Origin of the sequence: Xanthomonas cissicola (genome assembly GCF_008801575.1) — a bacterium.
GTDB lineage: Bacteria > Pseudomonadota > Gammaproteobacteria > Xanthomonadales > Xanthomonadaceae > Xanthomonas > Xanthomonas cissicola.
The window spans coordinates 59,040-76,196 of the sequence record NZ_VZPL01000001.1 but is presented as its reverse complement, the minus strand read 5'-3'; the positions used below and the strand labels follow the sequence as shown (position 1 = coordinate 76,196).

Here is a 17,157-nt window from a genome sequence, read left to right as displayed (position 1 = left end):
ATCGTGCCTGCAGGGCGGCGAAATGCTGATTCGGTGTTTCTCCACCAACATTTTTCGCGCGGTCATTTCCGCGCGCACTATCGTCATGCCACAAACGCCATGAGCAACGCCCGGCGCAAGCCGAAAAACCCGAGATTTCAGGGTTTTTTCATCAGGTCATTCTCAAATCTGATAAGCGATCGACGCATTTGAGCGCCCTGTGCCATTGCCATGTCCTCCGCCGTGCAGTCAGATGGAATGCCTCGCTGTCGGCACACGAACAGCCTGCAGCTGCCAGCGTGTGTTTGTGCAGCAACACCATCGGTGTGCGGGCGCCACGCAGGGTCGCGTGACCGCCCGCCATCGTCATCGTCATCGTCATCGTCATCGTCATCACAGGATTCTTCGCATGCGCAGTCCGTTGAATGTCGTCGCCGTTTCCGGCAGCACCTCGCGCCCATCGCGCAGCCTGGCATTAGCCGAGGCGACCCTGGCCGAACTCGGGCAGCGCGTGGCAATCAGGCCCAGCATCATCCAGCTGGGCGATATCGCCCGGCCGCTGGGTGCCGCCCTGTGGCGCAGCGAGTTGGACGAGGCCGCGGAGCAGGCGCTGCGCCAGATCGAATCGGCCGACCTGTTGCTGGTGGTCGCACCGGTGTATCGCGGCTCGTATCCGGGCTTGCTCAAGCATCTGTTCGATCTGATCGATATCAATGCGTTGATCGATACACCGATCCTGCTCGCGGCAACCGGCGGCAGCGAGCGGCATGCGCTGGTGATCGATCACCAACTGCGCCCGCTGTTTTCGTTCTTCCAGGCGGTGACCCTGCCGATCGGCATCTACGCCACCGAGACGGATTTCCACGAGTATCGCGTGGTCAACCCTGCCGTGCGACAGCGCATCGAGCTGGCCGCAGAGCGCGCCGCCGGCGTGCTTGGCGCGCGCACCGATGCGTTGTTGCGCATTGCCTGACTGCACGCTGCAGATGCAGATGCAGATGCACGTACAGGATGCGGACTTTTTCGAACCACGGGGGCCAGCCAATCGCCGCAGCTGCCGGTGCCCCAGAAGACAGCCGCCTGGTCGAAACCGAACACGCTTGCAACGAACTCCCCATTCAATCCCTGCACATGATGTGCGGGCTGCTGCGAGGGACGCGCATGACCGAGACCCACCATGGACATGTTCTGGTTCATCCCCACCCACGGCGATAGCCGCTACCTGGGCACCAGCGATGGCGCACGCCAGGTCAGCGCCGAATACGTCACCCAGGTGGCGGTGGCCGCCGATACGCTGGGCTATGAGGGTGTACTGATTCCGACCGGCCGTTCCTGTGAGGATCCGTGGGTCATCGCATCGAGCCTGATCAATGCGACGCGCCGGCTGAAGTTTCTGGTCGCGCTGCGTCCCGGCCTGATGGCGCCCGCGCTGGCCGCGCGCACGGCGGCCAGCTTCGACCGCCTCTCCGGCGGGCGCCTGCTGGTGAACCTGGTCACCGGCGGCGACCGCGGCGAACTGGAAGGCGATGGCGTCTTTCTGGACCACGCAGAACGCTATGAAGCATCAGCAGAATTCATCCGCATCTGGCGCGAGATCATCGCCCACAGCCACAGCGGCGAGAGCTACGACTTCGACGGCAAACATCTGCAAGTGAAGGCGGCCAAGCTGTTGTATCCCACCGTGCAGAGGCCGTATCCGCCGGTGTGGTTCGGTGGCTCTTCCGACGCTGCGCACGATCTGGCCGCCGAGCAGGTCGATACCTATCTGACCTGGGGCGAACCACCGGATGCGGTTGCGGAAAAGATCGCCTCGGTCCGCAGCAAGGCCGCGGCGCTCGGGCGCACGCTTACCTTCGGCATCCGCCTGCACGTGATCGTGCGCGAGACCGAGGCAGAAGCGTGGGCGGCGGCCGAGTCGCTGATCAGTCATCTCGACGACGAAACCGTGGAACGCGCGCAAAGTGCATTTGCGCGCATGGATTCGGTCGGCCAGCGACGCATGGCCGCACTGCACAGCCGCGGTCAGCGCCGTACCCGCGCCGATCTGGAAGTCAGCCCCAACCTGTGGGCTGGCGTCGGCCTGGTGCGTGGTGGTGCCGGCACCGCGCTGGTGGGCGATCCGCAGACCGTGGCCAAGCGGATCGAAGAATATGCCGCGCTCGGCATCGATACCTTCATCTTCTCGGGCTACCCGCATCTGGAAGAAGCCTACCGTTTCGCCGAGCTGGTGTTCCCGCTGCTGCCGCGCACGGTCAAGCAAAAACTTCCTGGCCAGGCACTGAGCGGACCCTTCGGCGAAGTCATCGCCAACACCATCGTGCCGCGCGCTTCGGCGCGCTGACGGGAGCACTCATGAAGCGTCGCAACCTGCTCAAATTCGGAACCCTCGCCGGCGTCGCGCTCGGTGCCCCGCCGCTGTTGTCCGGCACCGCCTTCGCGCAAACCAAGGGTGCAGTGCCCAAACAACTGCGCATGGACTACGCGTATTACTCGCCGACTTCGCTGGTGCTCAAACACTTCGGCTGGCTGGAGGAAACGCTCAAGGCGCAGGGCACCCAGGTCAAATGGGTGCTGTCGGCCGGCAGCAATCGCGCGCTGGAATATCTGGGCGGCAACAGCATCGACTTCGGCAGCACCGCTGGCCTGGCCTCGCTGCTGGCGCGCGCCAACGGCAATCCGATCAAGGCCGTGTATATCTACTCGCGCCCGGAATGGATCGCGCTGGCGGTCGGCAAGAATTCGCCGATCCGGCAGCTGACCGAACTCAAAGGCAAACGCATCGCCGCCACCAAGGGCACCGACGCCTACCTGTTCCTGTTGCGCGCGTTGCGGCAGGCCGGGTTGAGCAAGAGCGCGGTGGATATCGTGCATCTGCAGCATCCCGACGGGCGCACTGCACTGGAACGCGGCGATGTGGACGCGTGGTCCGGCCTGGACCCGCACCTGGCCGCGAGCCAGATCGAGGCCGGCTCGCGCTTGATCTACCGCAACACCGCCTTCAATTCGCGCGGCTTCTTGAATGTCAGCGAGACGTTCGCCTCCGCGTACCCCGAGCAGATTCCGCTGGTGATCCAGGCCTACGAAAAAGCACGCACGTGGGCGATCGCGCACCCGGGCGAACTGGCCGCGCTGATCGCCGCAGAGGCCCGGCTGTCGCCCCAGGTCGCCACGCTGCAGCTGCAGCGCACCGACCTGCGCAATCCGGTCATTGGTCCGGAAGAGAGGGCAGCGCTGCAGAGCGCCGCGCCGATCCTGCTCGAAGAGGGCCTGGTCCGTCCCGGCACCGATCTGGGCAAGGTGCTGGCTGGGCTGATCGATCCCAGCTACGCCAAGCGCGCAGGCGTGGCGCAGGCCTGAGCACGGCGATGAACGACACCTCCTTGCGCGTTTCCGCCTCCGTGGCCGGCACCCCGCCGCGACCGCGCCTCAGGCTGCCCGCCAGCAGCCTGGGCTGGCTACTGCCGCTGGTCTTCTTCGCCGGGCTCGAACTTGCCTCGGCGCTGGGCTGGACACCGAGTTACCTGCTGCCGCCGCCCAGCCAGATCCTGCGCACGCTTGCCGACGAGGCGAGCCGCGGACTGGCCAGTCATGTTGGCGCCAGTGTGTTGCGGGTGCTGGCGGGCTTCTCCATCGGCGCCGGGCTCGGCCTGCTGGTCGGTGTGGCGGTGGGCCTGAGCCGCTGGCTGGAACGCCTGCTCGATCCCAGCTTCCAGGCGCTGCGCGCAGTGCCCAGCCTGGCCTGGGTGCCGTTGCTGCTGCTGTGGATGGGCATCGACGAGGCGCCCAAGATCACCCTGATCGCCATCGGCGCGTTCTTCCCCGTGTATCTGGGCGTGGTCAGCGGCCTGCGCCAGGTCGACCGCACGCTGGTGGAGCTGGGCGAAAGCTACGGGCTGTCCAAACCACGCCTGGTGCGGCGCATCCTGCTGCCGGCGGCGCTGCCGTCCATCTTCACCGGGCTGCGCACCAGCCTGAGTCTGGCCTGGATGTTCCTGGTCGCCGCCGAGCTGATCGCTGCCACCCGCGGGCTGGGTTATCTGCTGAGCGACGGGCGCGAAACCTCGCGACCGGACATCGTGATCGGCGCCATCGTATTGCTCGCACTGCTCGGCAAACTCAGCGATGGCCTACTCAAGAGCATCGAATCGCGCACCTTGCGCTGGCGCGACAACCTGCAGAATCGTAGCGCGCCCGGCCACCCTGGGAGCCCTAGGTGAGCAGCTCCGGCCTGCAGCTGCACATCGCCGGCAAACGTTTCGGCACGCGCCAGGTGCTGCGCGATATCGACCTGCAGCTGGCACCCGGCGAGATCGTCAGCTTGATCGGCGCCAGCGGCTGCGGCAAAAGCACCCTGCTGCGTATCCTGGCCGGCCTGGAGCGCGACTACGCCGGCGAGGTGGCGCTGGATGGCGCCCGTGTGCGTGGCGTGGACCGGCAGATCGGCTTCATCTTCCAGGAGCCGCGGCTACTGCCGTGGCTGGATGTGGCCGCCAATGTCGCTTTCGCCGACGAGGCCGATCTATCGCCGGCGGCCGCGCGGCAATCTGCGCGCGTGCAGCAGTTGCTGGCCCAGGTCGGCCTGCTGGATTACGCAACCGCGCTGCCCAAACAGCTGTCCGGCGGCCAGGCGCAGCGCGTGGCGCTGGCACGCGGGCTGTACCGGCAACCGCGCGTGCTGCTGCTCGACGAACCCTTCAGCGCGGTGGATGCCTTCACCCGCATCAAGCTGCAGGACCTGCTGCTGCGCCTGGCCGGCGAACATGGCTTCAGCGTGCTGCTGGTCACCCACGACATCGACGAAGCGGTCTACCTGAGCGACCGCGTCATCGTCATCGGTGGCCAGCCCGGAACGATCGCGCATGCCCAGCGGCTGGAGCTGCCGCGTCCGCGCGATCGCCAGGCGCATGAGGCGGCGCTGCGGCAGGCCCGCCAGGACCTGCTTGCGGCCTTGCACAGCCTCCATGTGTTCTGAGCGCTGGCCGGCGCTGGAATGCCCTCCCGGATGCGACATGCCCAGCTGGCGATCTTCTGCACTACGTGCCGACCATTGTCCGGTCAGCGCCCCACTCCTTCGCATCTGCACAAGGCCACCGCACATGACCAGCCGCCAACCGCAACCGACCCTGCTCAATCCGCTGCAGACCGCCCAGCGCCTGGCTGCCGGGTTCGCCGACACCGCGATCGAGCGCGATGCACGCGGCGGCACTCCCAAGGCCGAGCGCGATGCATTGCGCGCCAGCGGCCTGCTCGCGCTCAGCATTCCGGTGCAGTACGGCGGCCTCGGCGCCAGCTGGAGCGAGGTGCTGCAGGTCGTGCGCACCTTCGCCAAGGTCGACAGCTCCATCGCGCATGTGTTCGGCTTCCATCATCTGATGCTCGCCACCGTGCGGCTGTTTGGCCAGCCCGCGCAGTGGCAGCCGTGGCTGGAGCAGACCGCGCGCAAGCAGTGGTTCTGGGGCAATGCGCTCAACCCCCTGGATACCCGCACCGTCGCCGTGCAATGCGAAGGCTGGCGCGAATTTTCCGGCAGAAAGAGTTTCTGTTCCGGCGCCATCGATTCGCAAATGCTGATCGCCTCGGCCCTGGACGAGCGCAGCGGCAAATTGTTGATCGGTGCGATTCCCACCGCGCGCAGCGGCATCACGCTCGGCCACGATTGGGACAACATCGGCCAGCGCCAGACCGACAGCGGCAGCACCACCTTCGAGCGCGTCCGCGTGGAAGAAAGCGAGCTATTGCTGGATCCCGGCCCGTTGAGCACTCCGTTCGCCTGTCTGCGCCCCTTGATCGCGCAGTTGCTGTTCGCGCATCTGTTCCTGGGGATTGCCGAGGGCGCATTCGAGGAAGCGCGCAGCTACACCCTGGGCGAAGCCCGCCCCTGGCACCGCTCCGGGGTCGAACAAGCCAGCGAAGACCCCTACATCCTGGCCCATTACGGCGAATTCTGGCTGGGCCTGGAAAGCGCCCGGCTGCTGACCGACCGCGCTGCCGGATTGCTCGACGCCGCCTGGCGCAAGGAGCATGCGCTCGGCCGCGACGAGCGCGCGCAAGTCGCCTTGGCGGTGGCCGCCGCCAAGGTCGCCACCACACGCGTCGGGCTGGAGGTGTGCAGCAAACTCTTCGAGGTCACCGGCGCGCGTGCCACGCATGCAGCGCTGCGGCTGGACCGCTACTGGCGCAACCTGCGCACCCAGACGCTGCACGATCCGGTCGATTACAAGCTGCGCGAACTCGGCGAATGGGCACTGCGACACCAGCCACCCACTCCCAGTTTCTATTCCTGAGCCCGACGATGCGTCACCTGCATTTCCGACTCGGACCTCGCGTCCCGCCGTGTTGAACCGACGCCGCCTCGCGCCCTTCCTCCCCCACGCACGAGCCCGTCCCATGTCCGATGTCCGCTTGCTCACCCTGCCTGCAGCGCAGCAACACGTGCTCACCGGCAACGCCGTGCGCGCCACCGCGCACGTGTTCGAAGACCCGTCTTCCCAGGCATTGCTGACGCACCTCGAACGGGTTGCGCCAAGCGAAGCCAGCGTGCTGATCGTCGGCGAATCCGGCACCGGCAAAGAGCTGGTCGCACGTCACATCCATCATCGCAGCGCGCGGGCCCGCCACCCGTTCGTGGCGGTCAACTGCGGCGCCTTCAGCGAGTCGCTGGTCGATGCCGAACTGTTCGGGCATGAGAAAGGTGCGTTCACCGGCGCCCTGAGCGCCAAGGCCGGCTGGTTCGAGGAGGCCAACGGCGGCACCTTGTTTCTGGATGAAATCGGCGACCTGCCGATGCCGATCCAGGTCAAGCTGCTGCGCGTACTGCAGGAGCGCGAAGTGGTACGACTGGGCTCGCGCCGCAGCGTGCCGATCGATGTGCGCGTACTGGCCGCCACCAACGTGCCGCTGGACCACGCCATCCAACATGGGTATTTCCGCCAGGACCTGTTCTATCGCCTCAACGTGGTGGGCGTGGAGCTCAAGCCGCTGCGCGAACGTCCCGGCGACATTCCGCCGCTGATCCGCCACTTCGTCGATATCTACAGCCAGCGCCTGGGACACGGCCGCGTGACCATCAGCGCGGATGCCGAGCACCTGTTGGTCGAGTACCCGTGGCCAGGCAATATCCGCGAGCTGGAGAACGTCATCCACCACACCTTGCTGATCCACCGCGACGGCGTGGTGCGCGCCGAAGACATCCGTCTGTCGCAACTGCGCTTGCCAGGCCAGGCCGGCGGCGACCCCCACGAAGACGGCCAGGCCCTGCTCGAACGCGCCTTCGACAGCCTGTTCGAAAGCGCCGGTGGCGCGCTGCATGCGACAGTGGAAGATCAACTGTTCCGTGCCGCGTATCGGCACTGCCACCACAACCAGGTCAAGACTGCCGCGCTACTGGGACTGAGCCGCAACATCGTGCGTGCGCGGCTGATCGAACTGGGCGAGCTGGTGGTGAACAAACGCCTGGGGTAGTCACGCCTGGCTGCTTGCGAGACCACGCTGCGCATAGCCGGCTCACACGGCGCGCTGCGAGGGTGCGGTCACCGCAAACGCAGCGCGCTTGGATCGTTCACGCAAAGGCGTCAACGCCGCCGATAGTCCACATAGTCGAATGCGAACGCATGCCGGGCATCGGCCGCGTGCGATTCGCGCTGCACGGCCTCCCACAGCGCAGGGTCGATCGGCGGGAAATGCGTATCGGCGTCATCCACTACCGTGTCTACTTCGGTCACCGCCAGCAGATCGGCACGTTGCATGGTCAGCCGATACACCTCGCCGCCGCCGATCACGCACAGCTCCTGCGCGCCATCCTGCGCAGCGCGCTCGATCGCCTGTTCCACCGATGCCACCGCATGCATGCCCTCGAACGGCACCTGCCCCGAACGCGTCAGCACCAGGTTCAATCGCTCCGGCAACGCACGCCCCAGCGATTGCGCCGTCTTGCGCCCCATCAGGATCGGCTTGCCCAGCGTCAGCGCCTTGAAGCGTTTGAGATCGTCCGGCAATTTCCACGGCAGGTCGTTGTCGCGACCGATGGCGTTGTTGCGGTCGAAGGCGACGATCAGGGTCAGTTTCATCGGTCCGGATACAGCGTGTCGTAGATTTTCATCGCCGCGTGCCGGCCCATCATTCCAAGGCAGAAAGCCGCAAGGTACAACACGCCAATCACCGCCAGCGCCGCCGAAGACTGGCCGCCGAAGACGTTCGTCAGCTGCAGGGATTCACCCTTGTACAAGGCAATACCGAAAAAGCCGATCGGTGCGATGAGCAGGATGCTCGTGAGATTCACCAACAGGCTGGCCTGCATTGCCATCAGCGAATCAGCCAGTTTTTCCCGTGCCTTGATCGAATGCTTGGCCATCACAGTGCTGCCGTCTCAAGTGGATACCAGCGGACCATGCCGCAACTCGCTCGTCACACCGCCACCGGCGCCTTGATCGCCGGATGCGGGTCGTAGCCTTCGATGGCGATGTCTTCGAAGCGGAACGCGAACAGGTCGGTGACCTCGGGATTCAGACGCAAGCTGGGCAGCGCACGCGGTGTGCGCGTCAGCTGCTCGCGTGCCTGCTCGAAGTGATTGGAATACAGGTGCGCATCGCCCAGCGTGTGCACGAAATCGCCAACGCCCAGGCCGGTGGCCTGGGCCACCATGTGCGTCAGCAGCGCATAGCTGGCGATATTGAACGGCACGCCCAGAAAGATATCGCCGCTGCGCTGATAGAGCTGGCAACTGAGCTTGCCGTTCACCACGTAGAACTGGAAAAGGCTGTGGCAAGGCATCAGCGCCATCTGCGGCAGCTCGCCGACATTCCAGGCGCTGATCACCAGACGACGCGAATCCGGATTGCGCTTGATCTCATCCACCAGCCACTGCATCTGGTCGATCTCGACACCGTCCGGGCCGGTCCAGCGCCGCCACTGCTTGCCGTACACCGGACCGAGATCGCCGTTGTCGTCGGCCCATTCGTCCCAGATGCGCACCTGATGGTCGCTGAGGTAGCCGATATTGGTGTCGCCCTTCAGGAACCACAGCAACTCATGGATGATCGAGCGCAGGTGCAGCTTCTTGGTGGTCACCAACGGAAAGCCGTCGTTGAGATCGAAGCGCATCTGCCAGCCGAACACGCTGCGCGTGCCGGTACCGGTGCGATCGGACTTCTCTGCGCCGTGGTCCAGCACGTGCTGCAACAACTCCAGGTACGGCTTCACTTGGCAGCCTCCACGCCCGCGGGCACCGGCAGCACCGGCTGCAACACCGGCGCGCGGCGCGACATCGCCAGCAGCACCAGGCCAACCGCAACCAACGGCAGGCTCAGAATCTGGCCCATCGTCAGCCAATTGAAGGCCAGGTAGCCGATCGGTGCGTCGGGTACGCGCACGAATTCGACGATGAAACGGAACACGCCATACAGCAATGCGAACAGGCCGGAGACCGCATACCGTGCGCGCGGCTTCATCGAGAACGTCCACAACACCACGAACATCACGACCCCTTCCAGCGCAGCTTCATAGAGCTGCGAGGGGTGGCGTGCGAACTGGTTCAACGCGCCGGCGGCGTACTGCGCCTGGATCTGCGCGGGCAACCGGTCGGCCAGTTCCGGCGCATGCGGAAAGATCACGCCCCAGCCGGCCTGGGTGAATTTTCCCCACAATTCGCCGCCGACGAAATTGCCGAGCCTCCCGAAACCAAGACCCAGCGGCACCAGCGGGGCGACAAAGTCCATCACATCGAAGAAGTGCAACCGGTGCTTGCGCGCCCACAACCAACAAGCGATCAACACGCCAAGCAGGCCGCCGTGGAAGCTCATGCCGCCTTCCCAGACCTTGAACAGGATCAGCGGATTGGCCAGGAAGGTCTCGAACGCATAGAACAGCATGTAGCCGATGCGCCCACCCAACACCACGCCGAGCATGCCGTAGAACAGCAGGTCGGAAAAACCATCCATGTCTACCCCGGGCAAGCGACCGCGCAGGATGCGCGAACGGCCCAGGGCCCAGGCCGAGAAAAACGCCGCCAAGTACATCAAGCCGTACCAGTGCACCTGCACCGGGCCGAGCGAGAAGGCGATGGGGTCGATGGCGTGCAGATAGATCATGCGGACCGCGTATCACGTAGAGCGAGGCCGCTATTCTGACACCTCGCACGCGCTCAGCCTAAAATCCGCGGCCGGTCAGGTAGCTCGTCTTCATGCTGCGCGCCGTCGGTGGCCGGGAAATGTTCGGCCAACAGCTCGGTCGCCGCCTCGATGCCGGCCAGGACAGCCGCTTCGTGCTGGCCTTCGCGCAGGAACTGCTGCATGCGCCGGCACACTTCTGCCCAACGCGCTTCCGGCACCCGGCTGCGCAGGCCGCGATCCGCCACCACCTCGATGGCGTGGTCGGCCAGCAGCAGGTAAATCAGCACCCCGTTGTTGGCTTCGGTATCCCAGGTCCGCAGCTGGGCGAAGGCCTGCTCGGCGCGCTGGCGCGCGCTGTGCCCGCGCCACAACGCCTCCAGTGGCAGGTCGGCCTCGACCGCGACCATGATCTGGCCGGTGTGCGAGCGCTCGCTGGCCGTCACCGCCGCTGCAATGGCGTCCATGCATGCGGCTGGAAATGTGCGCTGCGCCGAGGGCGCGAAGAGATGCCTGAGCCACCGCATTACCAGCTCCCCGAGGCGCCACCGCCTCCTGATGACCCGCCGCCACCGCCCCAGCCACCACCGCCGCCGAAACCGCCACGGCCGCCGCCGCCAAATCCACCGAAGCCGCCACCGCCCCAGCCGCCGCCGACAAAGCGGCCCGGTGAGCCGGAGGATAGGCCCGCCAGCAAGCCGATCACCGCCGCACCCGCGCTGGCGAACAGCAACGACGTCAATAGCAATGCGGCACCGCCGGCGGCAACGCCGGTCAGCACGGCGCGCAGCGGGCGCGGTAGCGCGCCCAGGATGCCGCGCGCCACCATGGCCACCACCAAGCCGATGAACAGCGCCATGATCCAGCCACCGCCGCCCGTGCCGTTGCCGCCCTCGGCATGCCCGCTGACCGGCGCCGGCAGGGCCTCGCCTTCGATCAGGCCGGCCAGGGTTGCGGTCGCCGCCGCGATGCCGCCAGCGTAATCGCCCTCACGGAAGCGCGGCGCCAGATACTCCTGGATGATGCGGTTGGCGGTGATGTCCGGAATGGCGCCTTCCAGGCCGTAACCCGGCTGGATGCGGACGCGACGGTCGTCCTTGGCCACCAGCAGCAGCACGCCGTCGTCCACGCCCTTGCGGCCGATCTTCCATTGGTCGAACACGCGCTGGGTGTATTGCTCGATCGCTTCCGGCTGCGTGGTCGGCACGATCAAGATCTGCAGCTGCGCGCCCTTGCGCTGCTGCAAGGCCAGCGCCTGTTGCTCGAGTTGCTGGATCTGCCCCGCATCCAGAGTGCCGGTGACGTCGACCACCGGCGAACGCAGCGGCGGGATGGCAGCCAACTCCTGCGCCAGCAACGACGCCGGCAGCAGCAGCAACGCCATCATCCACAGCACTCGCAAAGCCATTCGCCGCATTGCCAACTCCTAGGTGATGCGCGCCGATCGTCGATCAACGCTGGGTTTTGCCAAGCCCTCTCCCTGCGTGACAGTGCCTCTTACAGAGAGGGGGTCCGTCCGAAGCGAAGCCACGGGTAGTCGGGACGATTGCGAGGACTGGCACCGTCCCCTCACCCAACCTCTCCCCCCGATGGCAGAGCGGCTAGCTCTCGCCTCAAACGTTCTGTTGGTTTGGTCCGCAGATTCGTGCTGATGTGCCGCTTGGCATGCGTTGCCTTGATGCGTGCCTGTGCGTACTTCGACAGCGCGTGCTGCGCTTGCTAGCGGCGACTGCACAGGCACGCACAGCCGCTGATTACTGCGCAGGCTGCGGCGCGGGCTGTTGCTGCGGCGTCTGCTGTGGCGCCTGCTGCGTGCCGAAATCCACCTGCGGAGCGCGCGAGATCTGCGCTTCGTTTTCCACGCTGAAATTGGGCTTGGGCTGGTATCCGAAGATCTTGGCCGTGATCACCTGCGGAAACGAGCGGATGTAGGTGTTGTAGTCCTGCACGGTCTGGATATAGCGGCCACGCGCCACGGTGATACGGTTTTCGGTGCCTTCCAGCTGCACCTGCAGATCGCGGAACGACTGGTCCGACTTGAGCTGCGGATAGTTTTCGCTGACCACCAACAACCGCGACAGCGCGCTACCCAGCTCGCCTTGCGCCTGCTGGAACTGCTTCAACGATGCTTCGTCATCGGCGTTGACCTGGATCTGGCCGACGCGCGCGCGCGCATTGGTTACTTCGGTCAGGACCTGACGTTCCTGCTGGGCATAGCCCTGCACGGTGCGTACCAGGTTGGGAATCAGATCGGCGCGACGCTGATACTGATTGAGCACCTCCGACCAACCGGCCTTGACGCCCTCTTCCTTCTGCTGGATCGCGTTATAGCCGCAACCGGACAGCGACGCGGTCAGGATCAGCAACACCAGGGCGCGAATCAGGACAGGCATGCAGGCGATTCCGTTGGAAGAGAGACCGAGCATGCCACGTGCCAAGTCAAGCCCGCATGCACACGCCCCTGAGCGGTTCGCCCTGCCCATCGTGCGTCACCACAGCCGCGGCAGCAGGATCAATCCCCAGCAGAGCAGCACATTGATCAGCAACACGAATACCGCAGCCGAGCCCATGTCCTTGGCACGCCCGGCCAATACGTGGTGTTCCGGGCCGTAGCGTTCGATCACGGCCTCAATGGCCGAGTTCAGCAGTTCGGCAGCCAGCACGATCAACAGCGGTGCAATCAGCGCGATGCGCTCGAGTCCCGACTGCCCGAGCCACAGACCGAGCGGTACCAGCACCGCCGCCAGACAGACCTCCAGGCGGAACGAAGATTCGTGCAGCCACGCCGCGCGCAATCCCTGCCATGACCAGATCGCCGCCTTGAGCATGCGACGCGGGCCGCGCGGGACGTGCCCCAATTGATCGGCCATGCGTCAGCGCGTCCTGCCGCATGGGCGAAGAAGGGAACAAGTCGAACGCATGGCATGGTCGCTGCTGGGGAAAGTGCGAATCTTGCACCGTGGCGACCCGCCCCGCCAGCTGCGCGCAGGTTTGCCCTCAGCTTCCAGCCTGGCGCACCATGGCAGCCCGCTTCACTTTGAAGGTTCCTGCATGACCATCCATCGCCTGCGCAGCATGCTGTGCGCCCTCGCCCTCCTGTCCGGCCATGTGTACGCCGACGCCCTGCACACCGCTCCGGCGGTGCCGGCGCAGGTCTCCAATGCCGCTTGGGAAGAAGACATGCAACGCTTCGCCGAAAGCGACGCGCGTCAGCCGCCGCCCAAGCACGGCATCGTGTTCGTCGGCAGCTCATCGATCCGGTTCTGGGAGACATTGGCACAGGATTTCCCGGGCAAGCCGGTGATCAATCGCGGTTTCGGCGGCTCGGAAGTGCGCGACAGCACCTGGTACGCGGACCGCATCGTGATTCCATACGCGCCACGCCAGGTGGTGCTGTACGCCGGCGACAACGACCTCAACAGCGGCCGCACGCCCGAACAGGTGCGCGATGACGTGCTGGCATTCGTGGCACGTGTACGCCGCGACCTGCCCGAGGCACGCATCAGCTATCTGTCGATCAAGCCCAGCCCGTCGCGCGCGCAACTGCTGCCGGCCGTGATCAAGGCCAACCGCCTGATCAAGGACGCGCTAGCCCCGCTGCCGCGCGTGGACTTCGTGGACATCTACACCCCGATGCTCGATGCCAGCGGCAAGCCGCGCGCGGAACTGTTCCGCGCCGACAGGCTGCATATGACGGCCGATGGGTACGCGATCTGGCGCAAGGTCGTGGCACCGGTATTGGAACAACGCTAGAACGCAACCGAGCCAATCCGGCGCGCCTGTCGCCGGATCGCCGGTCTGCAGGCGAGACGTTGGCTGCCGCTCCAGGGCAGCACGCTGCATCGTGGCGGCAAACTGCCGGTCCTGTTCTCACACACAACTGACGTAGGCGTCTGCGATGTCGGCCCGCGGCGAACGCGTTGGCGGTGTGCGCGAACGATGCCAGCCATGCCAGGCCTCTGCAACGTCGCTAAACACGCCGCAAGCGCGTACGCGTCGCGCGCTGCACTGTCGACACCACGTTGCGCGTTCCGGCTGCCGAGCAAGCAACATAGTGGTCCAAGCGGTGATCCAATACCGCGTGCGGCAGGCCTTCGTCGTTATCTGCCATCGCTGCCTGACGACTTGGCCGGCAGCAAGGCATCATCAGCACGCGCCAGGACCACCGAATGCCGCCTCAGGCGACGACCACCGCCACGGACGTACCGATGCCGGCTTCGCTCTGCAGTTCGATACGCCAGCCGAAGCGATCGCACAGCCGACGGACGATCGACAGGCCAAGCCCAGCGCCTTGCGGGCGAGTGGGGTCGGCGCGGAAGAACGGTTCGAACGCGCGTGCCCGCGCTTCTTCGCTCATGCCAATGCCGGTATCGCGGACCACGATACGGTCGTGGGTCACCTCGACCTCGATGCTGCCGGTATCGGTGTAAGCGCAGGCGTTACGCAACAGATTGCTGAGCACCACCCGCATCACCCTGGGCGGGGCGAACATCTGCAGGCTGCGGTCGCCGACCATGCGCAACGACACCGGTTTGTCGCCAAGCAGTTCACGCGCGCTTTGCAGTTCTTCGCTGGCAAGCTCGGCCACATCGAAGTTTTCGCTCTGCGGGTCGATCTCGGCTTCGCGTGCCAGGATCAGGAACGCATCGATCACCGCCTCCATATCGTGGCCGGCGCGCTGGATGCGGCGCAGGCTGCGCTGCGTACGCGCGGACAATTCGTCGTCGGCCAAGGCCATGTCGCTGGCCACGCGAATCACCGTGAGCGGAGTGCGCAATTCATGGCTGGCATCGCGGGTGAAGTTGCGTTCGCGCGCGACATGCTCGCTGACGCGCAACCCCAGCGCATGCAGCGCGGCGGCCAGCTGGCGCGTTTCGCCCTGCAGTTCGGCAGGCAGCCGCTCCGGAGCCAGTTCGTCCACATCCGGGTTGCGCGGGTCCCAATGCGACACGCGCCGGGCCAGCCAGCTGATCGGCGAGACCAGCCGCTTGGAGACCCGGTAGGTGAACCACGACACGCCATAGATCGCGAGCAACACCACAATCGCCGGCACCACACCGAACCACCAGGTCAGATGCGCCGCGCGCGAGCGCGGAAACACCAGATACAGCCGCCCCTCCGGACGTTGATCGACATACACCAGCGCATCGGCGGCAGCCACTTCGCTGAAACCCGGAGACAGGTGGCGCAGCGCGGCCGGAGCCGCCTCGGCGGCGGTACCGGCGGGCGAAAAATAGCCCTGGATGTTGCGCGTATTCGGCGGCCGGTTGTCCGGCACGCTCTTTTGCATCTGCCAGAAATGCACGGCCTCGTCGGCGAGCACGGTGCGCACCAGGCTGTATTTGATGACGAACGACACCAGATACCCGGCCAGCACAAGCGCCAGGCTCGCCAGCACGACCTGCAGCAGGAAGGCCAGACGTATTTTTCTCGGGAGCCCGTGTGGCATTGCTGCATCCAGGAAAGAGCGCCCGAGTATAGGCAGCACTTCCCGTGAGTCCTTCGTGCAACCAGCCGGCAGCACAGGAGATCGATCGGCGCGTGAGCGCCTGCACAGCGGCCGGCCGCCAGAACGGCGGCCGGCGCGCAGGACATCACGCCATCGGTTGGGCGATGTCGGCGATGCGATAGCCGGCGCTCTGCACGGTGTGCAACAGCGGACGGTCGAACGGCTTGTCGATGATCTTGCGCAGGTTGTACAGATGGCTGCGCAGGGTGTCCGAATCGGGCAAGCCGTTGCCCCAGATTTCGCGCTCGATTTCCTGGCGGGTGACCACACGCGGCGATTCGCGCATCAGGATGGTCAAAAGGCGCAGGCCGATCGGCGAAAGCTGCAGCTCGGTGCCGGCACGGGTGGCGCGCATGCTCACCGGGTCAAGCACCAGGTCGGCGACCTTGAGCACTTCCGAGCCCACCTGGCGACGCTCGCGGCGGATCAGGGCACGCAGGCGCGCTTCCAGTTCCTGGATCGCGAACGGCTTGGTCAGGTAATCGTCGGCGCCAAAGCCCAGGCCGGTGAGCTTGTCGTCCAGCGTGTCGCGGGCCGTCAGCATCAACACCGGGGTGGACTTGCGTGCGTCGTTGCGCAGGCGGCGACACACTTCGATGCCGTCCAGGCGTGGCAGCATGAGATCCAGCACGACCACGTCGTAGCTGTTCTCCGCGGCAAGACGATAGCCGTCCAGGCCGTCCTGCGCGTAGTCGACCTCGAAGCCACGGCCTTCCAGGTACTCGCCGATCATTTCGGAGATATTGCGGTTGTCTTCGACGACCAGCACGAGGCCGGACGTTTCCTTGGTCTGACGCATGGACTTTCCTCGGTCTTCAGCTTTGTGAAACATGCCGGATCGACGGTGGAAAGGGCGTGAAGACTGGATAACGTGTTGCGTTGTCCGGCATTTAGCGGCCGAGCAGCGGGCGCAACGCCGGCCACACCGTCTCCAGCACCTTCGGTTGCGCAGCGGCGGTGGGGTGCAGACCGTCCGCCTGCATCAGACCGGGCTGCAGCGCGACCTTTTCCAGAAAGAACGGCACCAGCGCGGTCTTGTACTGTTTGGAAAGGTCCGCATAGGTCGCCTTGAGCCGCTCGCGATAGGCTGGGCCGTAATTGGGCGGCACGTCGATCCCGAGCAGCAGTACCTTGGCGCCGGCTTGCTGGCTGAGCTGGATCATCTTTTCCAGATTGCCCTTGAGCTGGGCCGGAGTCAGCCCCCGCAGCGCATCGTTGCCGCCGAGTTCGATGACCACCACGCCGGGGCGGTGCTTTTCCAGCAGGCCCGGCAGCCGGGTCAGCGCGCCGGATGTGGTTTCGCCGCTGATGCTGGCATTGACGACTGCCGGTGGCGTCGCCATGTCACGCTTCAGGCGTTGGTCCAATAAAGTCACCCAACCGGACTGCACCGGGATGTTGTGCGCAGCGCTCAGGCTGTCGCCGACGACCAGGATCGGCGCGGTGGCGACCGGACTTTTGGCAGAGGCGATCCCCGACGCAAGCAGGGAGAGTGTCAGCAGCCACAGGACCAGCACGCCATATCGCAGTGTTCTTTCACGCATTCGGAGATTCCTCATCGACAGT

Annotated in this window: 20 protein-coding genes; 8 read left to right on the top strand and 12 right to left on the bottom strand. The window is 65.6% G+C overall.

The genetic code is table 11. The features are described from left to right. Window positions 1-151 precede the first annotated feature (151 nt). A complete protein-coding gene (locus F7R02_RS00355) occupies window positions 152-373 on the bottom strand; it encodes a hypothetical protein (RefSeq protein ID WP_029996029.1) in 222 nt (73 codons plus the stop codon). Between the two features lie 15 nt (window positions 374-388). Here F7R02_RS00355 and msuE point away from each other — a divergent pair, with 15 nt between their 5' ends. From msuE to F7R02_RS00320, 7 genes are all read left to right on the top strand, one after another. Next, entirely contained in the window at window positions 389-952 is a 564-nt protein-coding gene (gene msuE, locus F7R02_RS00350; RefSeq protein WP_005921085.1) for an FMN reductase, read from the top strand. 204 nt (window positions 953-1,156) lie between these two features. After that, on the top strand, window positions 1,157-2,320 hold the full coding sequence (gene ssuD / locus F7R02_RS00345; RefSeq protein ID WP_005910687.1) for an FMNH2-dependent alkanesulfonate monooxygenase: 1,164 nt from the start codon (window positions 1,157-1,159) through the stop codon (window positions 2,318-2,320). 11 nt (window positions 2,321-2,331) lie between these two features. Then, entirely contained in the window at window positions 2,332-3,336 is a 1,005-nt protein-coding gene (locus F7R02_RS00340; protein WP_005910689.1) for an aliphatic sulfonate ABC transporter substrate-binding protein, read from the top strand. An 8-nt stretch (window positions 3,337-3,344) separates the two neighbouring features. Next, window positions 3,345-4,196, top strand: a complete 852-nt coding sequence (locus F7R02_RS00335; RefSeq protein ID WP_011050574.1) for an ABC transporter permease — start codon at window positions 3,345-3,347, stop codon at window positions 4,194-4,196. Beyond that, window positions 4,193-4,951: an ABC transporter ATP-binding protein gene (locus F7R02_RS00330; RefSeq protein WP_003487417.1), complete on the top strand. Its 759-nt coding sequence runs from the start codon at window positions 4,193-4,195 to the stop codon at window positions 4,949-4,951. Before F7R02_RS00335 ends, F7R02_RS00330 begins: the two co-directional genes overlap by 4 nt. 124 nt (window positions 4,952-5,075) lie before the next feature. Further along, complete coding sequence (locus F7R02_RS00325; RefSeq protein WP_078589995.1) at window positions 5,076-6,263, top strand: acyl-CoA dehydrogenase family protein; 1,188 nt, start codon at window positions 5,076-5,078, stop codon at window positions 6,261-6,263. A 103-nt stretch (window positions 6,264-6,366) separates the two neighbouring features. Then, window positions 6,367-7,440 (top strand): sigma-54 interaction domain-containing protein, encoded by a 1,074-nt coding sequence (locus tag F7R02_RS00320; RefSeq protein WP_005910696.1) that lies wholly within the window; start codon window positions 6,367-6,369, stop codon window positions 7,438-7,440. 110 nt (window positions 7,441-7,550) lie between these two features. Here the strand turns inward: F7R02_RS00320 and F7R02_RS00315 are convergent, their stop codons facing one another. The 8 genes from F7R02_RS00315 to F7R02_RS00280 all read right to left on the bottom strand — a co-directional run bounded on the left by F7R02_RS00315 (window position 7,551) and on the right by F7R02_RS00280 (window position 12,952). Continuing rightward, complete coding sequence (locus F7R02_RS00315; protein ID WP_078589994.1) at window positions 7,551-8,045, bottom strand: dihydrofolate reductase; 495 nt, start codon at window positions 8,043-8,045, stop codon at window positions 7,551-7,553. After that, window positions 8,042-8,329, bottom strand: a complete 288-nt coding sequence (locus F7R02_RS00310) for a hypothetical protein (RefSeq protein ID WP_078517139.1) — start codon at window positions 8,327-8,329, stop codon at window positions 8,042-8,044. Before F7R02_RS00310 ends, F7R02_RS00315 begins: the two co-directional genes overlap by 4 nt. A 53-nt stretch (window positions 8,330-8,382) precedes the next feature. Beyond that, window positions 8,383-9,177 (bottom strand): thymidylate synthase, encoded by a 795-nt coding sequence (locus tag F7R02_RS00305; protein ID WP_005910703.1) that lies wholly within the window; start codon window positions 9,175-9,177, stop codon window positions 8,383-8,385. After that, window positions 9,174-10,064: a prolipoprotein diacylglyceryl transferase gene (gene lgt / locus F7R02_RS00300; protein ID WP_011050571.1), complete on the bottom strand. Its 891-nt coding sequence runs from the start codon at window positions 10,062-10,064 to the stop codon at window positions 9,174-9,176. The genes F7R02_RS00305 and lgt overlap by 4 nt, the downstream gene beginning before the upstream one ends. A 53-nt stretch (window positions 10,065-10,117) precedes the next feature. Further along, entirely contained in the window at window positions 10,118-10,609 is a 492-nt protein-coding gene (locus tag F7R02_RS00295; protein WP_011050570.1) for a TPM domain-containing protein, read from the bottom strand. Further along, window positions 10,609-11,499: a TPM domain-containing protein gene (locus F7R02_RS00290; RefSeq protein ID WP_151210033.1), complete on the bottom strand. Its 891-nt coding sequence runs from the start codon at window positions 11,497-11,499 to the stop codon at window positions 10,609-10,611. The genes F7R02_RS00295 and F7R02_RS00290 overlap by 1 nt, the downstream gene beginning before the upstream one ends. 337 nt (window positions 11,500-11,836) lie before the next feature. Beyond that, window positions 11,837-12,475, bottom strand: a complete 639-nt coding sequence (locus tag F7R02_RS00285; protein WP_005910712.1) for a LemA family protein — start codon at window positions 12,473-12,475, stop codon at window positions 11,837-11,839. A gap of 96 nt (window positions 12,476-12,571) precedes the next feature. Then, the gene (locus F7R02_RS00280; RefSeq protein WP_005910722.1) at window positions 12,572-12,952 is read right to left on the bottom strand and encodes a diacylglycerol kinase; all 381 of its coding nucleotides are present in this window, start codon (window positions 12,950-12,952) and stop codon (window positions 12,572-12,574) included. Window positions 12,953-13,133: 181 nt separating this feature from the next. Between F7R02_RS00280 and F7R02_RS00275 the strand changes: the two genes are divergently transcribed. Then, complete coding sequence (locus F7R02_RS00275) at window positions 13,134-13,835, top strand: SGNH/GDSL hydrolase family protein (protein ID WP_033483993.1); 702 nt, start codon at window positions 13,134-13,136, stop codon at window positions 13,833-13,835. Between the two features lie 424 nt (window positions 13,836-14,259). On the opposite strand, the gene F7R02_RS00265 is transcribed toward F7R02_RS00275, so the two are convergent. From F7R02_RS00265 to F7R02_RS00255, 3 genes are all read right to left on the bottom strand, one after another. Further along, on the bottom strand, window positions 14,260-15,531 hold the full coding sequence (locus tag F7R02_RS00265; RefSeq protein ID WP_078589625.1) for a sensor histidine kinase: 1,272 nt from the start codon (window positions 15,529-15,531) through the stop codon (window positions 14,260-14,262). A gap of 145 nt (window positions 15,532-15,676) precedes the next feature. Beyond that, window positions 15,677-16,390 carry a response regulator transcription factor gene (locus F7R02_RS00260; RefSeq protein ID WP_002811889.1) on the bottom strand — a complete coding sequence of 238 codons (714 nt, stop codon included), beginning with the start codon at window positions 16,388-16,390 and terminating at the stop codon, window positions 15,677-15,679. Window positions 16,391-16,481: 91 nt separating this feature from the next. Continuing rightward, window positions 16,482-17,150 carry an arylesterase gene (locus tag F7R02_RS00255; RefSeq protein ID WP_172397210.1) on the bottom strand — a complete coding sequence of 223 codons (669 nt, stop codon included), beginning with the start codon at window positions 17,148-17,150 and terminating at the stop codon, window positions 16,482-16,484. Window positions 17,151-17,157 lie beyond the last annotated feature (7 nt).

What these genes read in the sequence shown, in the direction of transcription:
- F7R02_RS00280 (WP_005910722.1), bottom strand. Translation starts at nt 12,952, where the DNA reads ATGGCCGATCAATTGGGGCACGTCCCGCGCGGCCCGCGTCGCATGCTC.
- F7R02_RS00295 (WP_011050570.1), bottom strand. Translation starts at nt 10,609, where the DNA reads ATGCGGTGGCTCAGGCATCTCTTCGCGCCCTCGGCGCAGCGCACATTT.
- F7R02_RS00310 (WP_078517139.1), bottom strand. Translation starts at nt 8,329, where the DNA reads ATGGCCAAGCATTCGATCAAGGCACGGGAAAAACTGGCTGATTCGCTG.
- F7R02_RS00335 (WP_011050574.1), top strand. Translation starts at nt 3,345, where the DNA reads ATGAACGACACCTCCTTGCGCGTTTCCGCCTCCGTGGCCGGCACCCCG.
- F7R02_RS00275 (WP_033483993.1), top strand. Translation starts at nt 13,134, where the DNA reads ATGACCATCCATCGCCTGCGCAGCATGCTGTGCGCCCTCGCCCTCCTG.
- ssuD (WP_005910687.1), top strand. Translation starts at nt 1,157, where the DNA reads ATGGACATGTTCTGGTTCATCCCCACCCACGGCGATAGCCGCTACCTG.
- F7R02_RS00325 (WP_078589995.1), top strand. Translation starts at nt 5,076, where the DNA reads ATGACCAGCCGCCAACCGCAACCGACCCTGCTCAATCCGCTGCAGACC.
- F7R02_RS00260 (WP_002811889.1), bottom strand. Translation starts at nt 16,390, where the DNA reads ATGCGTCAGACCAAGGAAACGTCCGGCCTCGTGCTGGTCGTCGAAGAC.
- F7R02_RS00285 (WP_005910712.1), bottom strand. Translation starts at nt 12,475, where the DNA reads ATGCCTGTCCTGATTCGCGCCCTGGTGTTGCTGATCCTGACCGCGTCG.
- msuE (WP_005921085.1), top strand. Translation starts at nt 389, where the DNA reads ATGCGCAGTCCGTTGAATGTCGTCGCCGTTTCCGGCAGCACCTCGCGC.
- F7R02_RS00340 (WP_005910689.1), top strand. Translation starts at nt 2,332, where the DNA reads ATGAAGCGTCGCAACCTGCTCAAATTCGGAACCCTCGCCGGCGTCGCG.
- F7R02_RS00320 (WP_005910696.1), top strand. Translation starts at nt 6,367, where the DNA reads ATGTCCGATGTCCGCTTGCTCACCCTGCCTGCAGCGCAGCAACACGTG.
- F7R02_RS00265 (WP_078589625.1), bottom strand. Translation starts at nt 15,531, where the DNA reads ATGCCACACGGGCTCCCGAGAAAAATACGTCTGGCCTTCCTGCTGCAG.
- F7R02_RS00255 (WP_172397210.1), bottom strand. Translation starts at nt 17,150, where the DNA reads ATGAGGAATCTCCGAATGCGTGAAAGAACACTGCGATATGGCGTGCTG.
- lgt (WP_011050571.1), bottom strand. Translation starts at nt 10,064, where the DNA reads ATGATCTATCTGCACGCCATCGACCCCATCGCCTTCTCGCTCGGCCCG.
- F7R02_RS00355 (WP_029996029.1), bottom strand. Translation starts at nt 373, where the DNA reads ATGACGATGACGATGACGATGACGATGACGATGGCGGGCGGTCACGCG.
- F7R02_RS00315 (WP_078589994.1), bottom strand. Translation starts at nt 8,045, where the DNA reads ATGAAACTGACCCTGATCGTCGCCTTCGACCGCAACAACGCCATCGGT.
- F7R02_RS00290 (WP_151210033.1), bottom strand. Translation starts at nt 11,499, where the DNA reads ATGCGGCGAATGGCTTTGCGAGTGCTGTGGATGATGGCGTTGCTGCTG.